General features: G+C 44.6%; 14 protein-coding genes and 1 pseudogene. 6 read left to right on the top strand and 9 right to left on the bottom strand.

Annotated elements, in window-relative coordinates:
• Nucleotides 1-61 precede the first annotated feature (61 nt).
• The 3 genes from JFC06_RS04710 to JFC06_RS04700 form a co-directional block, all read right to left on the bottom strand.
• Complete coding sequence (locus JFC06_RS04710) at nt 62-967, bottom strand: ABC transporter permease (RefSeq protein WP_193006651.1); 906 nt, start codon at nt 965-967, stop codon at nt 62-64.
• Between the two features lie 468 nt (nt 968-1,435).
• Nucleotides 1,436-2,473 carry an ABC transporter substrate-binding protein gene (locus tag JFC06_RS04705; RefSeq protein ID WP_193006652.1) on the bottom strand — a complete coding sequence of 346 codons (1,038 nt, stop codon included), beginning with the start codon at nt 2,471-2,473 and terminating at the stop codon, nt 1,436-1,438.
• A 126-nt stretch (nt 2,474-2,599) separates the two neighbouring features.
• Nucleotides 2,600-3,652 (bottom strand): ABC transporter substrate-binding protein, encoded by a 1,053-nt coding sequence (locus JFC06_RS04700; protein ID WP_198334142.1) that lies wholly within the window; start codon nt 3,650-3,652, stop codon nt 2,600-2,602.
• Nucleotides 3,653-4,207: 555 nt separating this feature from the next.
• On the opposite strand from JFC06_RS04700, the gene JFC06_RS04695 reads away from it, so the two are divergent.
• Complete coding sequence (locus JFC06_RS04695; protein ID WP_198334141.1) at nt 4,208-4,600, top strand: hypothetical protein; 393 nt, start codon at nt 4,208-4,210, stop codon at nt 4,598-4,600.
• A gap of 150 nt (nt 4,601-4,750) precedes the next feature.
• Here JFC06_RS04695 and metG read toward each other — a convergent pair whose 3' ends face one another.
• Nucleotides 4,751-6,862, bottom strand: a complete 2,112-nt coding sequence (gene metG / locus JFC06_RS04690; RefSeq protein WP_198334140.1) for a methionine--tRNA ligase — start codon at nt 6,860-6,862, stop codon at nt 4,751-4,753.
• 322 nt (nt 6,863-7,184) lie between these two features.
• Nucleotides 7,185-7,331: pseudogene (locus JFC06_RS04685) on the bottom strand (hypothetical protein); the annotation flags it as partial.
• A 328-nt stretch (nt 7,332-7,659) separates the two neighbouring features.
• Here JFC06_RS04685 and JFC06_RS04680 point away from each other — a divergent pair.
• The 5 genes from JFC06_RS04680 to dcd all read left to right on the top strand — a co-directional run bounded on the left by JFC06_RS04680 (nt 7,660) and on the right by dcd (nt 13,076).
• Nucleotides 7,660-8,373 carry a CoA transferase subunit A gene (locus JFC06_RS04680; RefSeq protein ID WP_198334139.1) on the top strand — a complete coding sequence of 238 codons (714 nt, stop codon included), beginning with the start codon at nt 7,660-7,662 and terminating at the stop codon, nt 8,371-8,373.
• Between the two features lie 142 nt (nt 8,374-8,515).
• A complete protein-coding gene (locus tag JFC06_RS04675; RefSeq protein ID WP_198334138.1) occupies nt 8,516-9,145 on the top strand; it encodes a CoA transferase subunit B in 630 nt (209 codons plus the stop codon).
• Nucleotides 9,146-9,584: 439 nt separating this feature from the next.
• On the top strand, nt 9,585-10,817 hold the full coding sequence (gene apbC, locus JFC06_RS04665) for an iron-sulfur cluster carrier protein ApbC (RefSeq protein WP_198334137.1): 1,233 nt from the start codon (nt 9,585-9,587) through the stop codon (nt 10,815-10,817).
• Nucleotides 10,818-11,214: 397 nt separating this feature from the next.
• Complete coding sequence (locus JFC06_RS04660) at nt 11,215-12,351, top strand: DUF2804 domain-containing protein (RefSeq protein ID WP_198334136.1); 1,137 nt, start codon at nt 11,215-11,217, stop codon at nt 12,349-12,351.
• A gap of 149 nt (nt 12,352-12,500) precedes the next feature.
• Nucleotides 12,501-13,076 (top strand): dCTP deaminase, encoded by a 576-nt coding sequence (gene dcd / locus JFC06_RS04655; RefSeq protein ID WP_149489812.1) that lies wholly within the window; start codon nt 12,501-12,503, stop codon nt 13,074-13,076.
• Nucleotides 13,077-13,167: 91 nt separating this feature from the next.
• Here dcd and JFC06_RS04650 read toward each other — a convergent pair whose 3' ends face one another.
• The 4 genes from JFC06_RS04650 to JFC06_RS04635 form a co-directional block, all read right to left on the bottom strand.
• Nucleotides 13,168-13,602, bottom strand: coding sequence for a ClpXP protease specificity-enhancing factor (locus JFC06_RS04650; RefSeq protein ID WP_198334135.1), 435 nt, complete (start codon nt 13,600-13,602; stop codon nt 13,168-13,170).
• 140 nt (nt 13,603-13,742) lie between these two features.
• A complete protein-coding gene (locus JFC06_RS04645) occupies nt 13,743-14,357 on the bottom strand; it encodes a glutathione S-transferase N-terminal domain-containing protein (RefSeq protein ID WP_193006660.1) in 615 nt (204 codons plus the stop codon).
• Nucleotides 14,358-14,553: 196 nt separating this feature from the next.
• Nucleotides 14,554-15,270 (bottom strand): cytochrome c1, encoded by a 717-nt coding sequence (locus JFC06_RS04640; RefSeq protein WP_193006661.1) that lies wholly within the window; start codon nt 15,268-15,270, stop codon nt 14,554-14,556.
• Complete coding sequence (locus tag JFC06_RS04635) at nt 15,270-16,475, bottom strand: cytochrome b (protein ID WP_198334153.1); 1,206 nt, start codon at nt 16,473-16,475, stop codon at nt 15,270-15,272. Before JFC06_RS04635 ends, JFC06_RS04640 begins: the two co-directional genes overlap by 1 nt.
• Nucleotides 16,476-16,481 lie beyond the last annotated feature (6 nt).

Below are 16,481 nucleotides of genomic sequence, written 5' to 3'. Positions count from 1 at the left end.
TATTCCTTATGTTTGCCTCAAGCTTGGTGAGCACAGTCGCTGTTTACGACGTTGTTGTTCGTTAACGTTGAGATCGTAATTTGCGGCTCAAAATCTCGTTTTTGGCTTTGGGTAACACCAACGCTAATACCACTAGCAAGGCGGTAATCAAGTTCAAATCTTGCGGGCCAAAGCCAATACTGCGTAGCGTATCGCTTGACAGAGCCACCTGAATGAATAGCTTGTATAACACGGCACCCACGACCACGGCAAAGGTAATCAGCCAAATTCGCTTGGCAGGAATGATGGTCTCACCGATGATGACGGCTGCCAGACCAATGACAATCGTACCGATACCGATTGAAATATCGGCGCCGCCTTGAGTCTGGACAAACAGCGCACCCGCTAGCGCAATCAAACCGTTCGAAACAGCCATACCGACGATGGTCATCCATGAGGTATGGATACCTTGTGCCTGTGCCATTCTTAAGTTTGAGCCGGTAGCACGCATGGATAAGCCCGTTTCGGTACTATAAAACCAGTCTAAAAACAACATGGCAAGTAGCACGACCGTACCAATGATAAGACAGCGCATCCAATAGCCGTTGCCATCGGTTACCAAGGTACTAAAGACCGTTGTTTCACCCAGCAATGGCAAGTTTGGCGCACCCATGATGCGTAAGTTGACAGAATACAATGCTACCATCACCAAAATACTGGCAAGGAGTTGCAAAATACCAAGTTTGACGTGTAGCCATGCAGTAACGATACCGGCGACTGCCCCTGCTAGCATACCAAAGGCACATGCCAACCATGGGTTGATACCAGCAATGATAGAAATACCAGCGACTGCGCCGCCTAATGGGAAACTACCATCAGCGGTTAAGTCGGGAAAGTCGAGCGTGCGAAATGAGATCAGCACACCAAGTGCGACTAGGCCATAAATCAGACCACTTTCAAGCGCACCAAAAAAAGCAATTAAGGACATAAGAGATCAGTAAGTCATAACCAAGCGTTTAGTAAATAACTGTCTATCCATAGTGTAAGTGAGCGGTACATACCTCCGTTATTTTACCTATGGTTTGTCAGTCAATGTTAGCTAAACGGCTAAGCGGTGAATTTAACAGATTAAGCAATCTGCGGTTAGGGTAAACCAAAACATGTCACGATGAACAACGATCATAAGCCACCTTGGTTCAAAGCTTCGATTCAAAAATTTATCAATCTAAAATACGTCAATACTTTATACTTAACCAGTGTCTTATCAGCAATGAGCCACCGTAAAGTAGTAAATAACTCTCGCTTAAATAAGAAGCCCAGCCTACTGATTCATAGCTGGGTTTCTTAGGTTAAACACTTGGGCTCATAGCGAAAAGCTAAATGACGCATAATGATAAATTGGTCAAAACAGTCGTTTATCGGGTGACTGCTATGATAAGACAACTATAAAAGTGCGTTATTCTACCACTTCTTTTGCTTTATCGATAACCGCTTGTGACAAAGTAATGCCTTGTTCTTTGGCGTGTGTTGGGCTGACATATAGATCGAGGTTTTGTGGGGTATAGACAGGGATAGCGCCTGCTTTTTCACCGTTTAAGATACGCACAACGATTTTGCCAGTTTCGCGGCCAAGATCGTAGTAGTTTACCCCCAATGCCGCAATTGCACCACGCTCAACTGAGCTGGTATCTGAGGCAATGAGTGGAATCTTACTTTCTTTAGCAATTTGATATAGCGACTCATAAGCGGAAACCACGTTGTTATCGGTCGAGGTGTAGATCATATCGACTTTACCTTCAAGGCTACGTGCTGCCATCGCGATATCATTACTACGCTGCGCAGGTGCCTCATGCACATTGATACCTAGTGGCGTCAGTTTCTCTTTGAGGTTTTGTAAAGTGATGGTTGAGTTTACTTCACCTGGACTATAGACATAACCGACGTTCTTTAAATCTGGAATGATTTGACGCATCAATTCGATTTGTGGCTCATAGGGTAGTGCGTCTGATGCCCCCGTCACATTGGTACCAGAACCATCTAGTTTAGGTACTAGCTTGGCTGCGACTGGATCAGTGACGGCTGAGAATACCAACGGAATACTGCTAGTAGAAGCGGCGACAGACTGGGCCGATGGGGTTGCAATAGCGACGATAACATCGGGTGCATCGGCAACGAATTGTTTGGCAATCTGGCCAGCAGTGGCCGTGTTACCCTGTGCACTTTGGAAGTTAACCGTTAAGTTTTCACCATCTTTAAAGCCGGCCTCATTTAACTCATCGATGACACCTTTGCGTACATCATCAAGCGCTGGATGTTCAACGATAGCGGTGATGGCAACGGTCTTCATATCAGTTGCGGCATCGCCAGTTGCACTGTCCGTGGTACTCGCATCTTGTGCTGACTGGTTACAACCTGTCAAGAGGGCGGTACAAACGCCGCCTAACAATAGCGCCTTACTAAAATTGAAACGACCAAAAAGATTTTGATACAACATGGGTCTCACTCCTGAAAACAATAATGTGTCCGTACATTATTTAATAGATGGATAAAAGGTAAAGCGCGCCATATAGATGGCCAAATATTTTGTGTTAGTACTGTTTGTCAGTACTACTTGTTAGAGCTATTTATCCGCACTCTGTGCTTGTTTGTCGACATTGATGGCATTTTTTAACAGGTCATCTGACAAGCTCACCCCTTGTTCAGCCGCGTGTTTTGGGCTTGCGTATAAGGTGAGGGTATTCATCACTTCAGGCTTAATCGTGTTTACCGCCTCGCCACTTAACACCCGATAAACCATTTTGCCTGTGGTACGACCAAAGTCATAATCGTTGACACCAAGTGCAGCAGTGGCACCGCGTCTGACACTAAACTCATCTGAGGCGATGATTGGAATATCAAGCTCGTTTGCGGCACCAGCCATCGCTTCAAATGCTGATACCACGTTATTGTCTAACGAGGTATAAATAACATCGGCGCGTCCTGCAAGGCTACGAGTCGCCATGGCAACGTCAGTGGGGCGATTGGCGGTGACGTCTAGTATTTTTAGGCCACGTGCGGGTGCGGCTTTCTTAAGTTGATTGAGCACCACAACCGAGTTGACCTCACCTGGGCTATAGACGTAACCAATCGTCTTGGCATTGGGCACAATTTTTTGAATATTGTCTAACTGTGGCTCGATCGGTAACTCGCTAGACAAACCTGTCACATTGGACTGGATAGGCACGTCATTTTCATCGATAAGCTTTGCTGCTACCGGGTCTGAGATGGCGGTATAAATAACAGGAACCATCTTAGTTGATGCGACAACAGACTGCGCAGATGGCGTCGAGATTGCGACGATAGCATCTGGGTTGTCACCGGCAAACTGTTTTGCAATCTGACCCGCTGTCGCTGTGTTGCCTTGGGCGCTTTGGAAATTGACGGTGAGGTTTTGACCTTCAACATAGCCTTTATCAGCCAGCTCATCAATAATGCCGCGACGCATCTCATCTAATGAAGGATGTTCGACGATTTGCGTGATGGCCAATGTTTTGGCAGGCTTGTCAGTATCGGCAGCTGTATTTTCATCAGTCGTGGCAGCGGTGTCTGTGGTATTTGAACAGCCAATTAATCCAAGGGTGGCGCTGATAGCAGCACCGTATAGGCTCAAGCGTAAGGTAGAAGCAATAGTCATTATCAGGTTAACTCATAGGTTATATCCGTCTCAAAACCAAGCGCACGTTATTACTTACTCAGCCTAATTGTTGTAAGGCTTACGCTCGTTTTCGTTAACGTTGGTTCTTAAGAATGATATTGGAAAGTGCAGATTAGCCGAGTCAATGCTATGTTGATGCCAAGATAGCAGGCTAACAATAAAGTAATCGTTCCATCGATCATTATGGTCATATTATGACAGTAATGTAACTTATCGCAATAAAAAATTAAAGCGTATTCGTCATAGGGTGCATTAAGGCATGTGCTGAGGGTTTTATCAGAGAAGGTTTCACGGGTTTTGATCACAAAAAATGCCGCTTAAGGCGTGTTTTTATCTAATAAAACCGTCGTTCAAAAGCATACAAGCCAGCAACGCATTCATTACGTAGCCACTTTATAATTAACATAAGCTAATTTTCATTAAAAAGTAACGTTAAAGAGAGTCTAAAATTCATAGGATATCGATTTAATGAATGTTCGATAGACTCTGGTATTTAGCTAATCTTTCATAACCGAATATCCTAAGGATAACACCATGAACACTGCTAATTTTAAGTTATTAACCATTGCTGGTATTACGGCCGCCTCGTTGACTTGTTTGCCTGCTATGGCAAAAGACCATCATGGGCACAATGGCAATGGTCATGGAAATGCCAAAAACAAATCCGTTTATGTCGGTAATAACCATAGGGGCAATGCCTATCCGAGTATCAATGCTTATCGCAATGCTAGCCCTAATGCTTCATTTAAGCGTGATCTTGATAAATACGGCTATAGAGTAGTCGGCAATCTCGATAGAGATATCTATGATCGGTCAGTCATTTTAGATCGTTATGACGACCGCTATGTTCGTATTCGTACGCCAGAAAATAACATTGTGACGGTGATTAATGACACGTTGCAGATCATTGATATCTTGAGTAGATAAGGGTAAGGCTTTATTTTTATTCATTTTATAAATCAGGCACAAAAAAAACGGTCTGTTTAGACCGTTTTTTTATGGCGATAGTTTTATTCGTGTCTAGAGTCTACTGAATAATCATCCTATCATGACAGTATTGACCCCAACCTCATAGGGTTAGGCCAACGTATCACCAACTACGCAAGCATCCGGTAAGGTAACGACTGTTAAGCCAGTCTTTGGCTCGCCAGTTGACAATACCATTCCTTCTGAAACACCAAACTTCATCTTACGTGGGGCAAGATTGGTGACACAAATCACCTTTTTGCCTTGCAGTTGCTCAGGCTCATAAAACTTACGGATACCGCTAAATACATTACGTGGTTGGTCTTCGCCGACATCTAGGGTAAATTGTAATAGCTTATCAGCGCCTTCGACATGATTGCATGCTAAAACGTGTGCCACTTTCATCTCAACTTTGGCAAAATCTTCGATACCAATATAGTCTGTTTGCTCGGCACCTGTATTAGCCTCTGCTGTTGAAGACGTTTGATTTTTTGCATCTGGTTTGTGGCCTTCGCTAGGTACGGGCGTCTCTGTTTGCGTTAACGAGGCTTTTGAGTCTTCAACCATGGCCGTGACATCTTTTTCTTCGATACGCTGCATCAGTGGCTTGAACTTATTGATTTTATGTCCAAGCAGCCACTCATTACGGCTGGCAAAGCTTAAGTCATCAATGTTTAAGAATGCTTTGGCATTGGCCGTCAGTTCAGGCAGTACAGGCGCAAGATAGACCATCAACTGACGGAATATATTAATCGCCACCGAGCAGACGTCTTGGACTTCTTGCTCAGTGCCTTCCTGTTTAGCCAATGACCACGGTTTTTTAGCGTCGATATATTCGTTGGCTTTGTCCGCGCACTGCATGATTAAGCGCATGGCACGTGAGAATTCACGGTTTTCATAAGCGGCAGCAATCTCATCGCCCGTTTTGGTAATATCTTCTAACAGCTCAGACTCTACGCAAACATCCGAGAGTATACCGTCATATTTTTTCACCAAGAAACCAGCACTGCGACTGGCGATATTGACCACTTTACCGACCAAATCAGAGTTAACCTTTTGCATGAAGTCTTCTAAATCAAGGTTGATGTCTTCAACTTTGTCAGACAACTTGCTGGCAAAGTAATAACGCAAATATTCAGGATGCAAATGCTCAGCGTAAGTTTCAGCCTTGATAAAAGTGCCGCGTGATTTACTCATTTTTTCGCCGTTGACCATCAAGAAGCCGTGGGCAAAGACACCCGTTGGCGTGCGGAATTCACTACCCGCAAGCATGGCTGGCCAAAATAAAGCGTGGAAATAAACGATATCTTTACCAATGAAGTGATAAACCTCGGTTTTGTGCTCGTTTTCTTGCATCCAATAACGGTCGAAATCGAGCGCTTGCTCTGTCCCTTCGCGCTTATCGCACAGGTTTTTAAAGCTTGCCATGTAGCCAACTGGGGCATCAAGCCACACGTAAAAGTATTTATCTGGCTCATCGCTTGGGGTGTCTGGAATCTGGAAGCCAAAGTAGGGCGCATCGCGTGAGATATCCCAGCTGGCAAGTCCAGCATCAAACCACTCTTGTAGTTTGTTGGCGACCGACACTTGCAAGCGATTGTCACTGCGCGTCCAATCTTTTAAGAATTGCTCAAATTCAGGCAAGTCAAAGAAATAATGCTTAGAGGTTTTGAGGACAGGTGTGGCATCAGATAACGTTGAATGTGGGTCTTTTAGATCTGTTGCATCATAAGTGGTACCGCAAACTTCGCAATTATCACCGTACTGGTCTGGCGAGTCACATTCAGGGCAAGTGCCTTTGACAAAACGGTCGGCCAAAAACAACTGCTTTTCAGGGTCAAAAAGCTGCTCGACGTCTTTTGTACTAATGTGCCCTGCATTATTTAGACGACGATAAATCATCTCAGAGAATTGTTTGTTTTCCTCTGAGTGAGTGGTGTGATAGTTATCAAAGTTAATCAAAAACTTCGAAAAATCTGCTTCGTGAGAGGCTTTCACTGAGGCAATTTGCGCCTCTGGCGTTACGCCATTGGCTTCTGCTTTGAGCATGATTGCCGTACCGTGTGCATCATCCGCGCAGACATAAGTGACCTGATGACCTTGCGCTTTCATCGCGCGTACCCAAATGTCTGTCTGAATATACTCTACAAGATGCCCCAAATGGATATAGCCATTGGCGTAGGGCAGCGCACTGGTTACTAGAATCTCACGCACTTTTATCACCTATATTTTTATATAAACGGGTTGGTTATCTAACGTCTCAAGCGACTTATAGTCAACAGACGCGATATTATCAATATTAAAAACTTCTAAAAATAATAAAAATTTAAAAAGTGTGCCTATGATACCGTAATTCGACTAAATTTGTGATATTCCTTAGTAATTACTTCTCGTTTGTCAGGCGTCTTTTCACCATAAACAGTAGGCCTGCACCCCATTTGATGGTGATAGGTCAGACATAAAAAACCCACCAAGCTACTCGCTCAGTGGGACTTTTAGTTGCTCAGGACGCTTCGATAATGAAAAACGAAAGTCTCAATAGGCCTTAGAATGAACCAAACATCGTCCCTAAGAATGAACCAAACATCGTCCCTAAGGTAATAACGGCGACCACAGCGATGAGGGGAATCACCATCGTGACCATTGCTAAGTTTAAGTACGACTGCTTATGTGTTAAGCCGCAGATAGCCATACGTCAATGCAGCAGAACGGTTGAATGTGTTCTGTTAAGTATAAACTGATGGGGATACTGACTTCACATATGCTGTATTACTGCGCTGGCTCGTGCGTTCTTAATGTTATTCTCTAGTCGCTGCTAGAATAATATGCTAAGTTAGCATAAGTATCTAATATATGATATATCGATAGGGAGTGTATTGGTATAATGTCTAAAAACCATATGTTAGTAATGTATCAGTCAGCAATAACTTAGATAGCTAGTATCAGCGTCTTAAAAAAGCAAAGATCAATGATGATTAATAAACCTGGATAACAAAAAATAGACTTGCAAGGAGATAAGCATGAGTCGCTCAAAAGTATACAACAGCGCGGAAGCGGCGTTAAAAGATGTCGTTAGTGATGGCCAAACGCTCGCTATTGGCGGTTTTGGTCTGTGCGGTATTCCAGAAGCACTGATCGAAGCGCTGCGTGATAGTGGGGTTAAGGGCTTGACCTGTATCAGTAACAACGCGGGTGTCGATGGGTTCGGTTTAGGATTATTACTACAAACGCGCCAAATCAAAAAAATGATCTCCTCTTATGTAGGTGAGAACAAGGAGTTTGAGCGCCAATACTTGGCAGGCGAGCTAGACGTTGAGCTGACACCGCAAGGCACCTTGGCCGAAAAACTTCGTTCAGGCGGTGCTGGTATTCCAGCGTTTTATACCGCAACTGGCGTGGGCACCCTCGTCGCTGAAGGCAAAGAGACACGTGATTTTGATGGTCGCACTTATGTGCTTGAGCGTTCATTGCGTGCGGATGTGGCACTTATTAAAGCGCAAAAGGCCGATAAAGCCGGTAATTTGATGTTCAATAAAACCGCGCGTAACTTCAATCCAGACTGCGCGATGTCTGGCAAAATCACCATCGTTGAAGTAGAGGAAATCGTAGAGACGGGCACCCTTGATCCCGATGAGGTGCATCTGCCCGGTATTTTTGTACAACGTATTGTGTTAAACAGCAACCCTGAAAAACGCATCGAAAAAACCACCACTAAAACGGTAGAAGGTGCTTAAATCAGAGCGTTGTAGACGCTTAAGTGTATTTAAAAGTAATGGTCAGTTTTTGGATGGATGATAATTTAGATAGCTAATTGTTTACATAACTGACTATGTAAGTGAATAAAAATAGAATATCGTAAAAAATAAGGAAATCAACATGGCATGGACAAGAGAACAAATGGCACAGCGTGCCGCAAAAGAGCTACAAGACGGCTATTATGTCAATTTAGGGATTGGTCTACCAACGCTTGTGGCCAATTATATTCCTGAAGGCGTGGATGTCTGGCTACAATCAGAAAATGGCTTGCTAGGTATTGGCGAGTTTCCAACCGCAGAAAACGTCGATGCTGACTTGATTAATGCAGGTAAACAAACCGTAACAGCAGAGGCGGGTGCCAGTTATTTTAGTAGCTCAGAATCGTTTGCGATGATTCGCGGTGGACATGTCAACCTTGCGATACTAGGCGCAATGGAAGTCTCAGAAAACGGTGATCTTGCCAATTGGATGATTCCGAAAAAAATGGTCAAAGGCATGGGCGGTGCCATGGATTTGGTCGCTGGCGTACAGCGCGTCATTGTACTGATGGAGCAAGTCAATAAACATGGCGATCCAAAAATCCTTGCCAATTGTGAGCTACCATTGACCGGTAAAGGGGTGGTCGATCGTATTATCACTGAGCTTGCGGTATTAGATGTGACGGATAATGGGTTGACGTTGGTTGAGCTGGCGGATGGCGTTAGTTTTGATGAGCTGCAAGATAAAACACCAGTCAGCATTGCTCGCTAATTTTTACACGCCCATAATCTTAATCATTTTATACAGTAGCCGCACTATTTTAGCGGCTTATTTATCGACTGGCTTCACCATTTTTTAAATGATTAAACCCTCACTTTAGATCACTGTTAAGGAACGTACATGGCGACCCAATTACAACAGGATTTGTCAGAAAGAGTGGCCTTATTTTTAGCAGCGTTTCCAAGTAATGTCTTTACTGGCCAGTCTATCGTCGCCAGTCATGGTTGGTTTATGAATTAAAACGTGATCACTAAGCGGCTATGAGGGGTACAAAACCACACGCTCAATCCTACTGGCGTTGTGGTTTTTTTATGCCTGTAATTGAGCTACACTGTCACGATAAAAGGTTTGGACAAAAGGCTTATCTGCTACGGTATTGATCGATTCGCCTTACCATACCAATCCACTTATATAGGTAGTAACGGTAGCTATGTTTAACTTTATGAAGAAAAAATCCAATACAGCATCTGAAACGCCGCAACAGCGGGCTGAACGTGATAGTGCGGTCGATAAGGTGCTGCTTGGCTATGAAGTCGGCACCCTCAGTATCGCAACCATGGTCACAGGTTTAGAGCGGGATGGAGACCAGCTCACTCTAGATTTGCGCTTGCCACAAGGTAGCAATCCTGAAACCATTCAACAAGAGCTTGGTCAGCTTCTGCATCCGCACGGTATCAAAACCATCCATATGAATGTGCGTTTACCTGCCCCAGAGAAAGGCGCTGGCTCAACCTTACCAAAGCCAATGCCCGAAACGACTAATGCCATGGAAGCTCAGCCTAAATCATCATCAAGCGCTGATAATCATTCTAATGGTAACAATGCCGAGCCGCCAATCACCAAAGCCGCACCGACACAAGCATCATTAGCAGCGCATCCCCGTATTCGTCATATCATCGTGGTGGCGTCCGGCAAAGGCGGCGTTGGTAAGTCAACCACGACAGTCAATATTGCGTTGGCGTTACAAAAGCTTGGCAACCGTGTTGGTGTATTGGATGCCGACATTTATGGTCCGAGTATGCCAACCATGCTAGGCGTAGACAACGTCAAGCCTGAGCTGGAAAATGAGCAGTTTGTTCCTGTGAATGCCCATGGCATGGCGATGTTGTCGATTGGTAGCCTGCTCGATGGCGATAACACGCCGGTTGCATGGCGCGGTCCTAAAGCGACAGGCGCTTTGATGCAGCTATATAATCAAACCAACTGGCCGCAGCTAGACTATTTGGTGATTGATATGCCACCAGGGACAGGTGATATTCAACTGACATTAGCACAGCGAATTCCCGTCACTGGAGCCGTTATTGTCACAACACCGCAGCATGTGGCGTTACTCGATGCGCAAAAAGGTATCGAGATGTTTAATAAAACCAATATTCCTGTACTTGGGGTGGTTGAAAATATGGCGCTGCATACTTGTAGCAACTGTAATCATACCGAAGCGATTTTTGGTACGGGCGGCGGTGAGCGCATCGCTGAGCAATATCACGTGCCGTTATTAGGGCAATTGCCGTTAGCAAGTGGTATACGTGCGCAAGTAGATAAAGGGGAGCCAAGTGTATTGGCTGATGATGAGTTTGCCACTTATTATTTGGACATTGCTAAAAATATCGAAACCAACATTGATAAGTTCGCTAAGCCTGTCGATGATAAACGTATTTTTTGATAGTTGAGAAAACTGTTTATGGGGAATGCTTTTATACTGAGATGCTTACCTAAAAAGAGTGCTATGACTTTATCTGGTTATGAAAGATAGTGTTTGAAAAGCCTCCCCATAGACATATATCCGCTATTATCGAGTTTCTCAAATAGCCAGATAAGTGATTGAACTATCAAAAAACCGTTAACTGTTGATTGCTATGATAAAGATGGTCATAGCAATCAGCTTTAGAAAGTGCAAATGTGACACAAGCGTGTGGAGAGGGATTAACCAATTTGGAATTTAGGGTTATCACTGCCGCACTTTTGAGGGTTTTACACAGACGAGAAGAAAAGTAGTACTTACCACCGTGTACTGTCAAGGACAGATAGTGCGTTTAGGAAAATTTGGCTAGGATGCCGCAATGATGAACCAACACTATAGTGAGCAAACCGCGAAAGACAGTAAATCCGCTGTGCTCGAGCAACTTATCCAAAACGGCCAACCGGTTTTTGGCGTTTTCTCCCACGTTAAAAACATCAATTATCTCGATTATCACAGCCATCTTATCTCACAAAAGCCACTACCCACTTGGCGTAAAGCGTTAAAGGCCAATCAATTTTGTTTTATCCAGATCATCGAACCCCCTTATCGAATCTGCTTAGCGCTTGCGACTATTAAGCTTGCGACCAGTGCTTTTGTCTATATTTATAACGAGGATACTGAGCAACTAGAGATATGTGAAGCGCTACAGCCGTTGACTCTCCAGACACAGCTAGAAGGGGATTGTTATCAAGGGCGTATGGCATTTACTCATGCCAAACTGTCGATGACGTTGAGTTTTACGCCGTCGCAAGTCAGCGTTTTATTAGACAGTCACTGTATTGGCGTAAAGGCCACGCTTGTGCGACAAGCGCAGCCTTTAGTCGTATGTACACCAACTGGCAGGCGCGGCTGGACTTTCACGCAAAAGGAGCCACTGACAGCGCTATCTGGCCACTTATTCATTAAAGCGCATTCAAAATTTGCTGTTGAGGCGCAAGCCCAGCATATAGATTTTACGGCTAGTAGTGTCGCCAACCTAGATTGGACGCTTGGTTATATGCGCCACGAGACCAATTGGTTTTGGGCATGTATCAATCATTATTTGGCTGATGGTCGACATTTTGTGCTGAACCTAGCGATGGGGGTAAATGAGACGGGCGCAAGTGAAAATGCCTGTTGGCTTGATGGGCAGATATCCTACTTACCGCCTGTTATGTTTGTTCGTGACGAGTGTGAACCATCAGTAGGCCAGCAAGCTGCGTCTGCCCAAACGACAGAGACTAATGTCCCAAAACCTTGGCGGATATATCATCAAAACTTGGGTTGGAGCACGGTACATATTAACCTAACCTTTACGCCCATCAGAGCCTATAAAAAGACCGATAACTTCGGCGTGTTTGCCAGTATTTTTGAGCAGTGGATTGGGTTTTATAGTGGTGAGATACATCTAGGAGAAAAAGTGATTTCGCTTGATAAAGTGCTTGGGCTGGCGGAAGACCATTTTGCCAAATGGTGACTCATCAAGGATGGCTTACTCACAGTAGTAAGCACTTAAATAGTCGCTTTGATTTAAAGTGGGCGCTCCACTATAAATTAAGCCATCAATTCCGTATAATCGTCGCTATCAAAAAATCATCGCTATTCAATATTTGCTAAGGAACAAAAATGTCTATCAAATCTGACCGCTGGATTCGTAAAATGGCTGAAGAGCACGGCATGATTGAGCCATACGAGCCGGGTCAAGTACGCTTTAATGATGCAGGCGAGCGTTTGGTGAGCTACGGTACCTCAAGCTATGGTTATGACGTACGCTGCGCACCTGAATTTAAAGTCTTTACCAATGTGCATTCAGTCGTCGTTGATCCTAAAAACTTCGATGAAAAAAGTTTTATCGATATCGTCGGTGACGAGTGCATTATTCCACCAAACTCATTTGCATTAGCACGTACGATGGAGTATTTCCGTATTCCACGTGATGTATTGACCATCTGCCTTGGTAAGTCCACTTATGCGCGCTGCGGTATCATTGTCAACGTCACACCGCTTGAGCCTGAATGGGAAGGGCACGTCACTTTAGAGTTTAGTAATACCACCAATCTGCCAGCGCGTATTTATGCTGGTGAAGGGGTTGCACAGATGCTGTTTTTCCAAAGTGATGCGGACGATGTGTGTGAAACCAGCTATAAAGATCGCGGTGGTAAATACCAAGGTCAACGCGGCGTGACACTACCTAGAACTTAGTAACAGTTTTAACAGTCCAGTTCAGCTCAAACACCAGTAAAAAAGCCAGTCATACATGTGATATGACTGGCTTTTTTTACGACTCAATTTTTTATTTTAACACTTTTAAGCCCGCTTTATTATCGCGCTTAGGTTTAGACGTCGTATTGGTTTTCTTAGGAGCCGTGATCGAATCGTCTTCAGGCTGATAGTGATCATACTCTTTTGGATCAAAGAACATCCCTTGTGAGTTTTCTTTGGCGTAGATACCCATCACCGCAGTGAGTGGTACCCAAATCTCTTGTGAGACCCCACCAAAGCGGGCACTAAAATGTATATAGTCGTTTTCCATACTCATGTTGCCCGTTGCCCGACTGGCAATATTGAGAACGATGCGTCCATCTTGGACGTGTTCCGTTGGAATTTGTACATTCTCAGCAGTGGCATCAACCATCAGATATGGCGTGAGCGCATTGTCTTCTATCCATTGATATAACGCGCGTACCATATAAGGGCGGGTTGGGGTAATAGACGTGGTTTCGCTCATCTGATGATTTCCTATACGAATGGTTTTTAATGATTAAAAGATATTTGTTCAGCAGTCTACCGAACGTTCTGGGTAAAAGGGTGACATTTGCCCTCTATTTATTTGTATCTATTTTAAGGCAGCGAGTCATACTTGTCTAATTAACGCACGCTTTTTTGGAAGCTTGCACGCTCAAAGACACGTGTTTGATAGTCAAACAGTGGGCGACTAATCGCGCGCGGTAATTCGATGCCCATTTCTTCTAACCGCCATAAGAGGGGCGCTAATAGCACGTCACACCAGCCAAATTCGTCAGCCATAAAGTAAGGCTTGTGAGCAAATAGGGGCGATAAGGTAATCAAAGAGTCGCTCAGCTGCTTTTTAGCGACTGCTGCTTGGCTTTTATTAAAGCTGTCTGGATGCATGAGTAGACGCTTACCAAGGGCTAGCCAATCGTGCTGAATGCGCCAAGCCAACTGTCGAAACTGTGCCCGCTCTTGCGGGGTATCGGGCAGTAACTTATTTGTGTGGTAGCGCTCCTCAAGATACTCAAAAATCACGTTGATTTCATAGAGCGCAATTTCACGCTGCTGTAACACAGGTAGCGTGTGATAAGGGTTTAGCTCAGTCAAATCTTCAGGACGCTCAGAGTGCAAGCGTGACAAATAGTAAGCGAGCTTTTTTTCTTCAAGTAACAGGCGTACCACATGACTGTCGTAGCCGTCATCAGCGTATAAAATTAGCTGACTACTTGGAATGTCATTCGCATCAATCATGAAAGCCTAATGGTAATAGTGAAGACTGTCATCGTAAACAAAGTCGCCTTGTTTATCAAGGTAACGTACGTAAACATTGCTTGTGAGGACCTTATTTGTCTGGTTTTTAGCACTTGCTTTGATATCAAAGCACAAAAAAAGCACTACCGAAGTAGTGCTTAATATTGTATGGTTATTTTACGTTCTAAACACGACGTTATTTGACATCTTTCCAGAATTCTTTGTTCAATAAGTACACTGGAATCAGCAGTACTAATAAGAATAAGATCACAAAGAAACCGATTACTTGACGGTCATGACGTGCAGGCTCTGCCATCCATGCCATAAAGTTGACCAAGTCACCCACTTCAGACTCAAACTCTTCTGCACTCAATTCTTCTTGCATATTATGCAAGACATGAGGCATAGCAGCATTTGCTAGCACCAAGTTGTTAGAGCCCCAAGGACGGCTTGGGTCTTCATAAAACGACAGTAGGTAGGTGTATACCCAGTCATCACCGCGTAGTCTTGTCTCAAGTGACAAATCTGGCGGTGCCGCGCCAAACCAAGCGGCTTGGACATCAGGATCAATCTCAGCTGTGATATGGTCACCGATTTGATCGGTAGTGACCATCAGATACTTTTCAACCAATTCAGGCGGTATGTCCAAATCTTTGGCAATGCGCGAATGACGAACGTACTGTGCTGAGTGACAACCCGCACAGTAGTTCATAAAGATTTTTGCGCCGTTTTGTAGTGAGCCCTTATTGGTAAAATCAATAGGAGCAGTACTACAAGCCAAATGTTCTTCTACGCCCTCAGCATTAGTGAACGTACCACATCCGCCACCGCCAGCTGCCAGTGCAGTCCCAGCAGTCAACGTTAATGCCGCGCCTAAGCCTAGACCAGCTAGGGATTTAATTAGCGTGTTCATTAGTGACCTCCGGTAACGCGTTCTGGTGGCTGTTTACACTTCTCGATGGCAGTGTAGAACGGCATCAGTAAGAAGAACAAGAAATATAGAATGGTAAACACACGTGCCATGATAGTGGCGGTTGGTGTTGCAGGTGTTGCACCCAAGTATCCCAACACAACAAAGCTAATAGCAAAGACAGTCAGCGCGATCTTAGACAAGATGCCTTTGTAGCGAATAGAGCGTACAGGCGATCTATCAAGCCATGGAATCAAGAACAATACGGCAATAGCTGCACCCATCGCGATAACACCACCAAGCTTATCAGGAACCGCACGTAAGATGGCATAGAATGGCGTGTAGTACCATACTGGGGCAATATGCTCTGGTGTTTTTAGTGAGTTCGCTGTCTCAAAGTTTGGTGGCTCAAGGAAGAAGCCGCCGCCTTCGGGGAAGAAGAACACCACTGCAAAGAAGCAGATAAAGAATACGACGATACCCACCATGTCATGCACAGTATAGTACGGATGGAATTCGATACCATCTAATGGCACACCATTTTTGTCTTTTAGCTTCTTGATGTCGATACCATCTGGGTTGTTTGAACCCACATGATGCAACGCCACAATGTGCATAAATACCAAGCCCACAAGGACTAATGGAATCGCAACGACGTGCAGCGCAAAGAAGCGGTTTAGGGTAATACCTGAGATGATATAGTCACCACGTACCCACTCAGCAAGGCCATCACCGATTACAGGTAGAGCAGCAGGAAGGTTAAGAATAACCTGTGCACCCCAAAATGACATGTTGCCCCAAGGAAGCAGATAACCAAAGAAACCTTCAGCCATAAGCGCTAGGTAGATACCCATACCGATGAGCCAAATTAGCTCACGAGGTTTTTGGTATGAACCGTACAGCAGTGCTCTAAACATGTGTAGATACACCACGACGAAGAACGCAGATGCGCCAGTCGAGTGCATATAACGGATGAGCCAGCCACCTTTTACGTCACGCATGATATATTCAACAGACGCAAACGCCCCTTCGGCACTTGGGTTATACATCATCGTCAGCCATATACCGGTCACCAACTGGTTGACCAATACAATCATTGACAATACGCCAAAGAAGTACCAAAAGTTAAAGTTCTTTGGTGCATAGTACTTTGACATGTGGTATTCATAGGTTTCGGTCGCTGGGAAACGTGCGTCCACCCAATGCATTAACTT

It is taken from the genome of Psychrobacter namhaensis (assembly GCF_016107545.1).
In the GTDB taxonomy this organism is placed as follows: Bacteria; Pseudomonadota; Gammaproteobacteria; order Pseudomonadales; family Moraxellaceae; genus Psychrobacter; species Psychrobacter namhaensis.
This window is presented reverse-complemented; position numbering and strand designations above follow the sequence as displayed.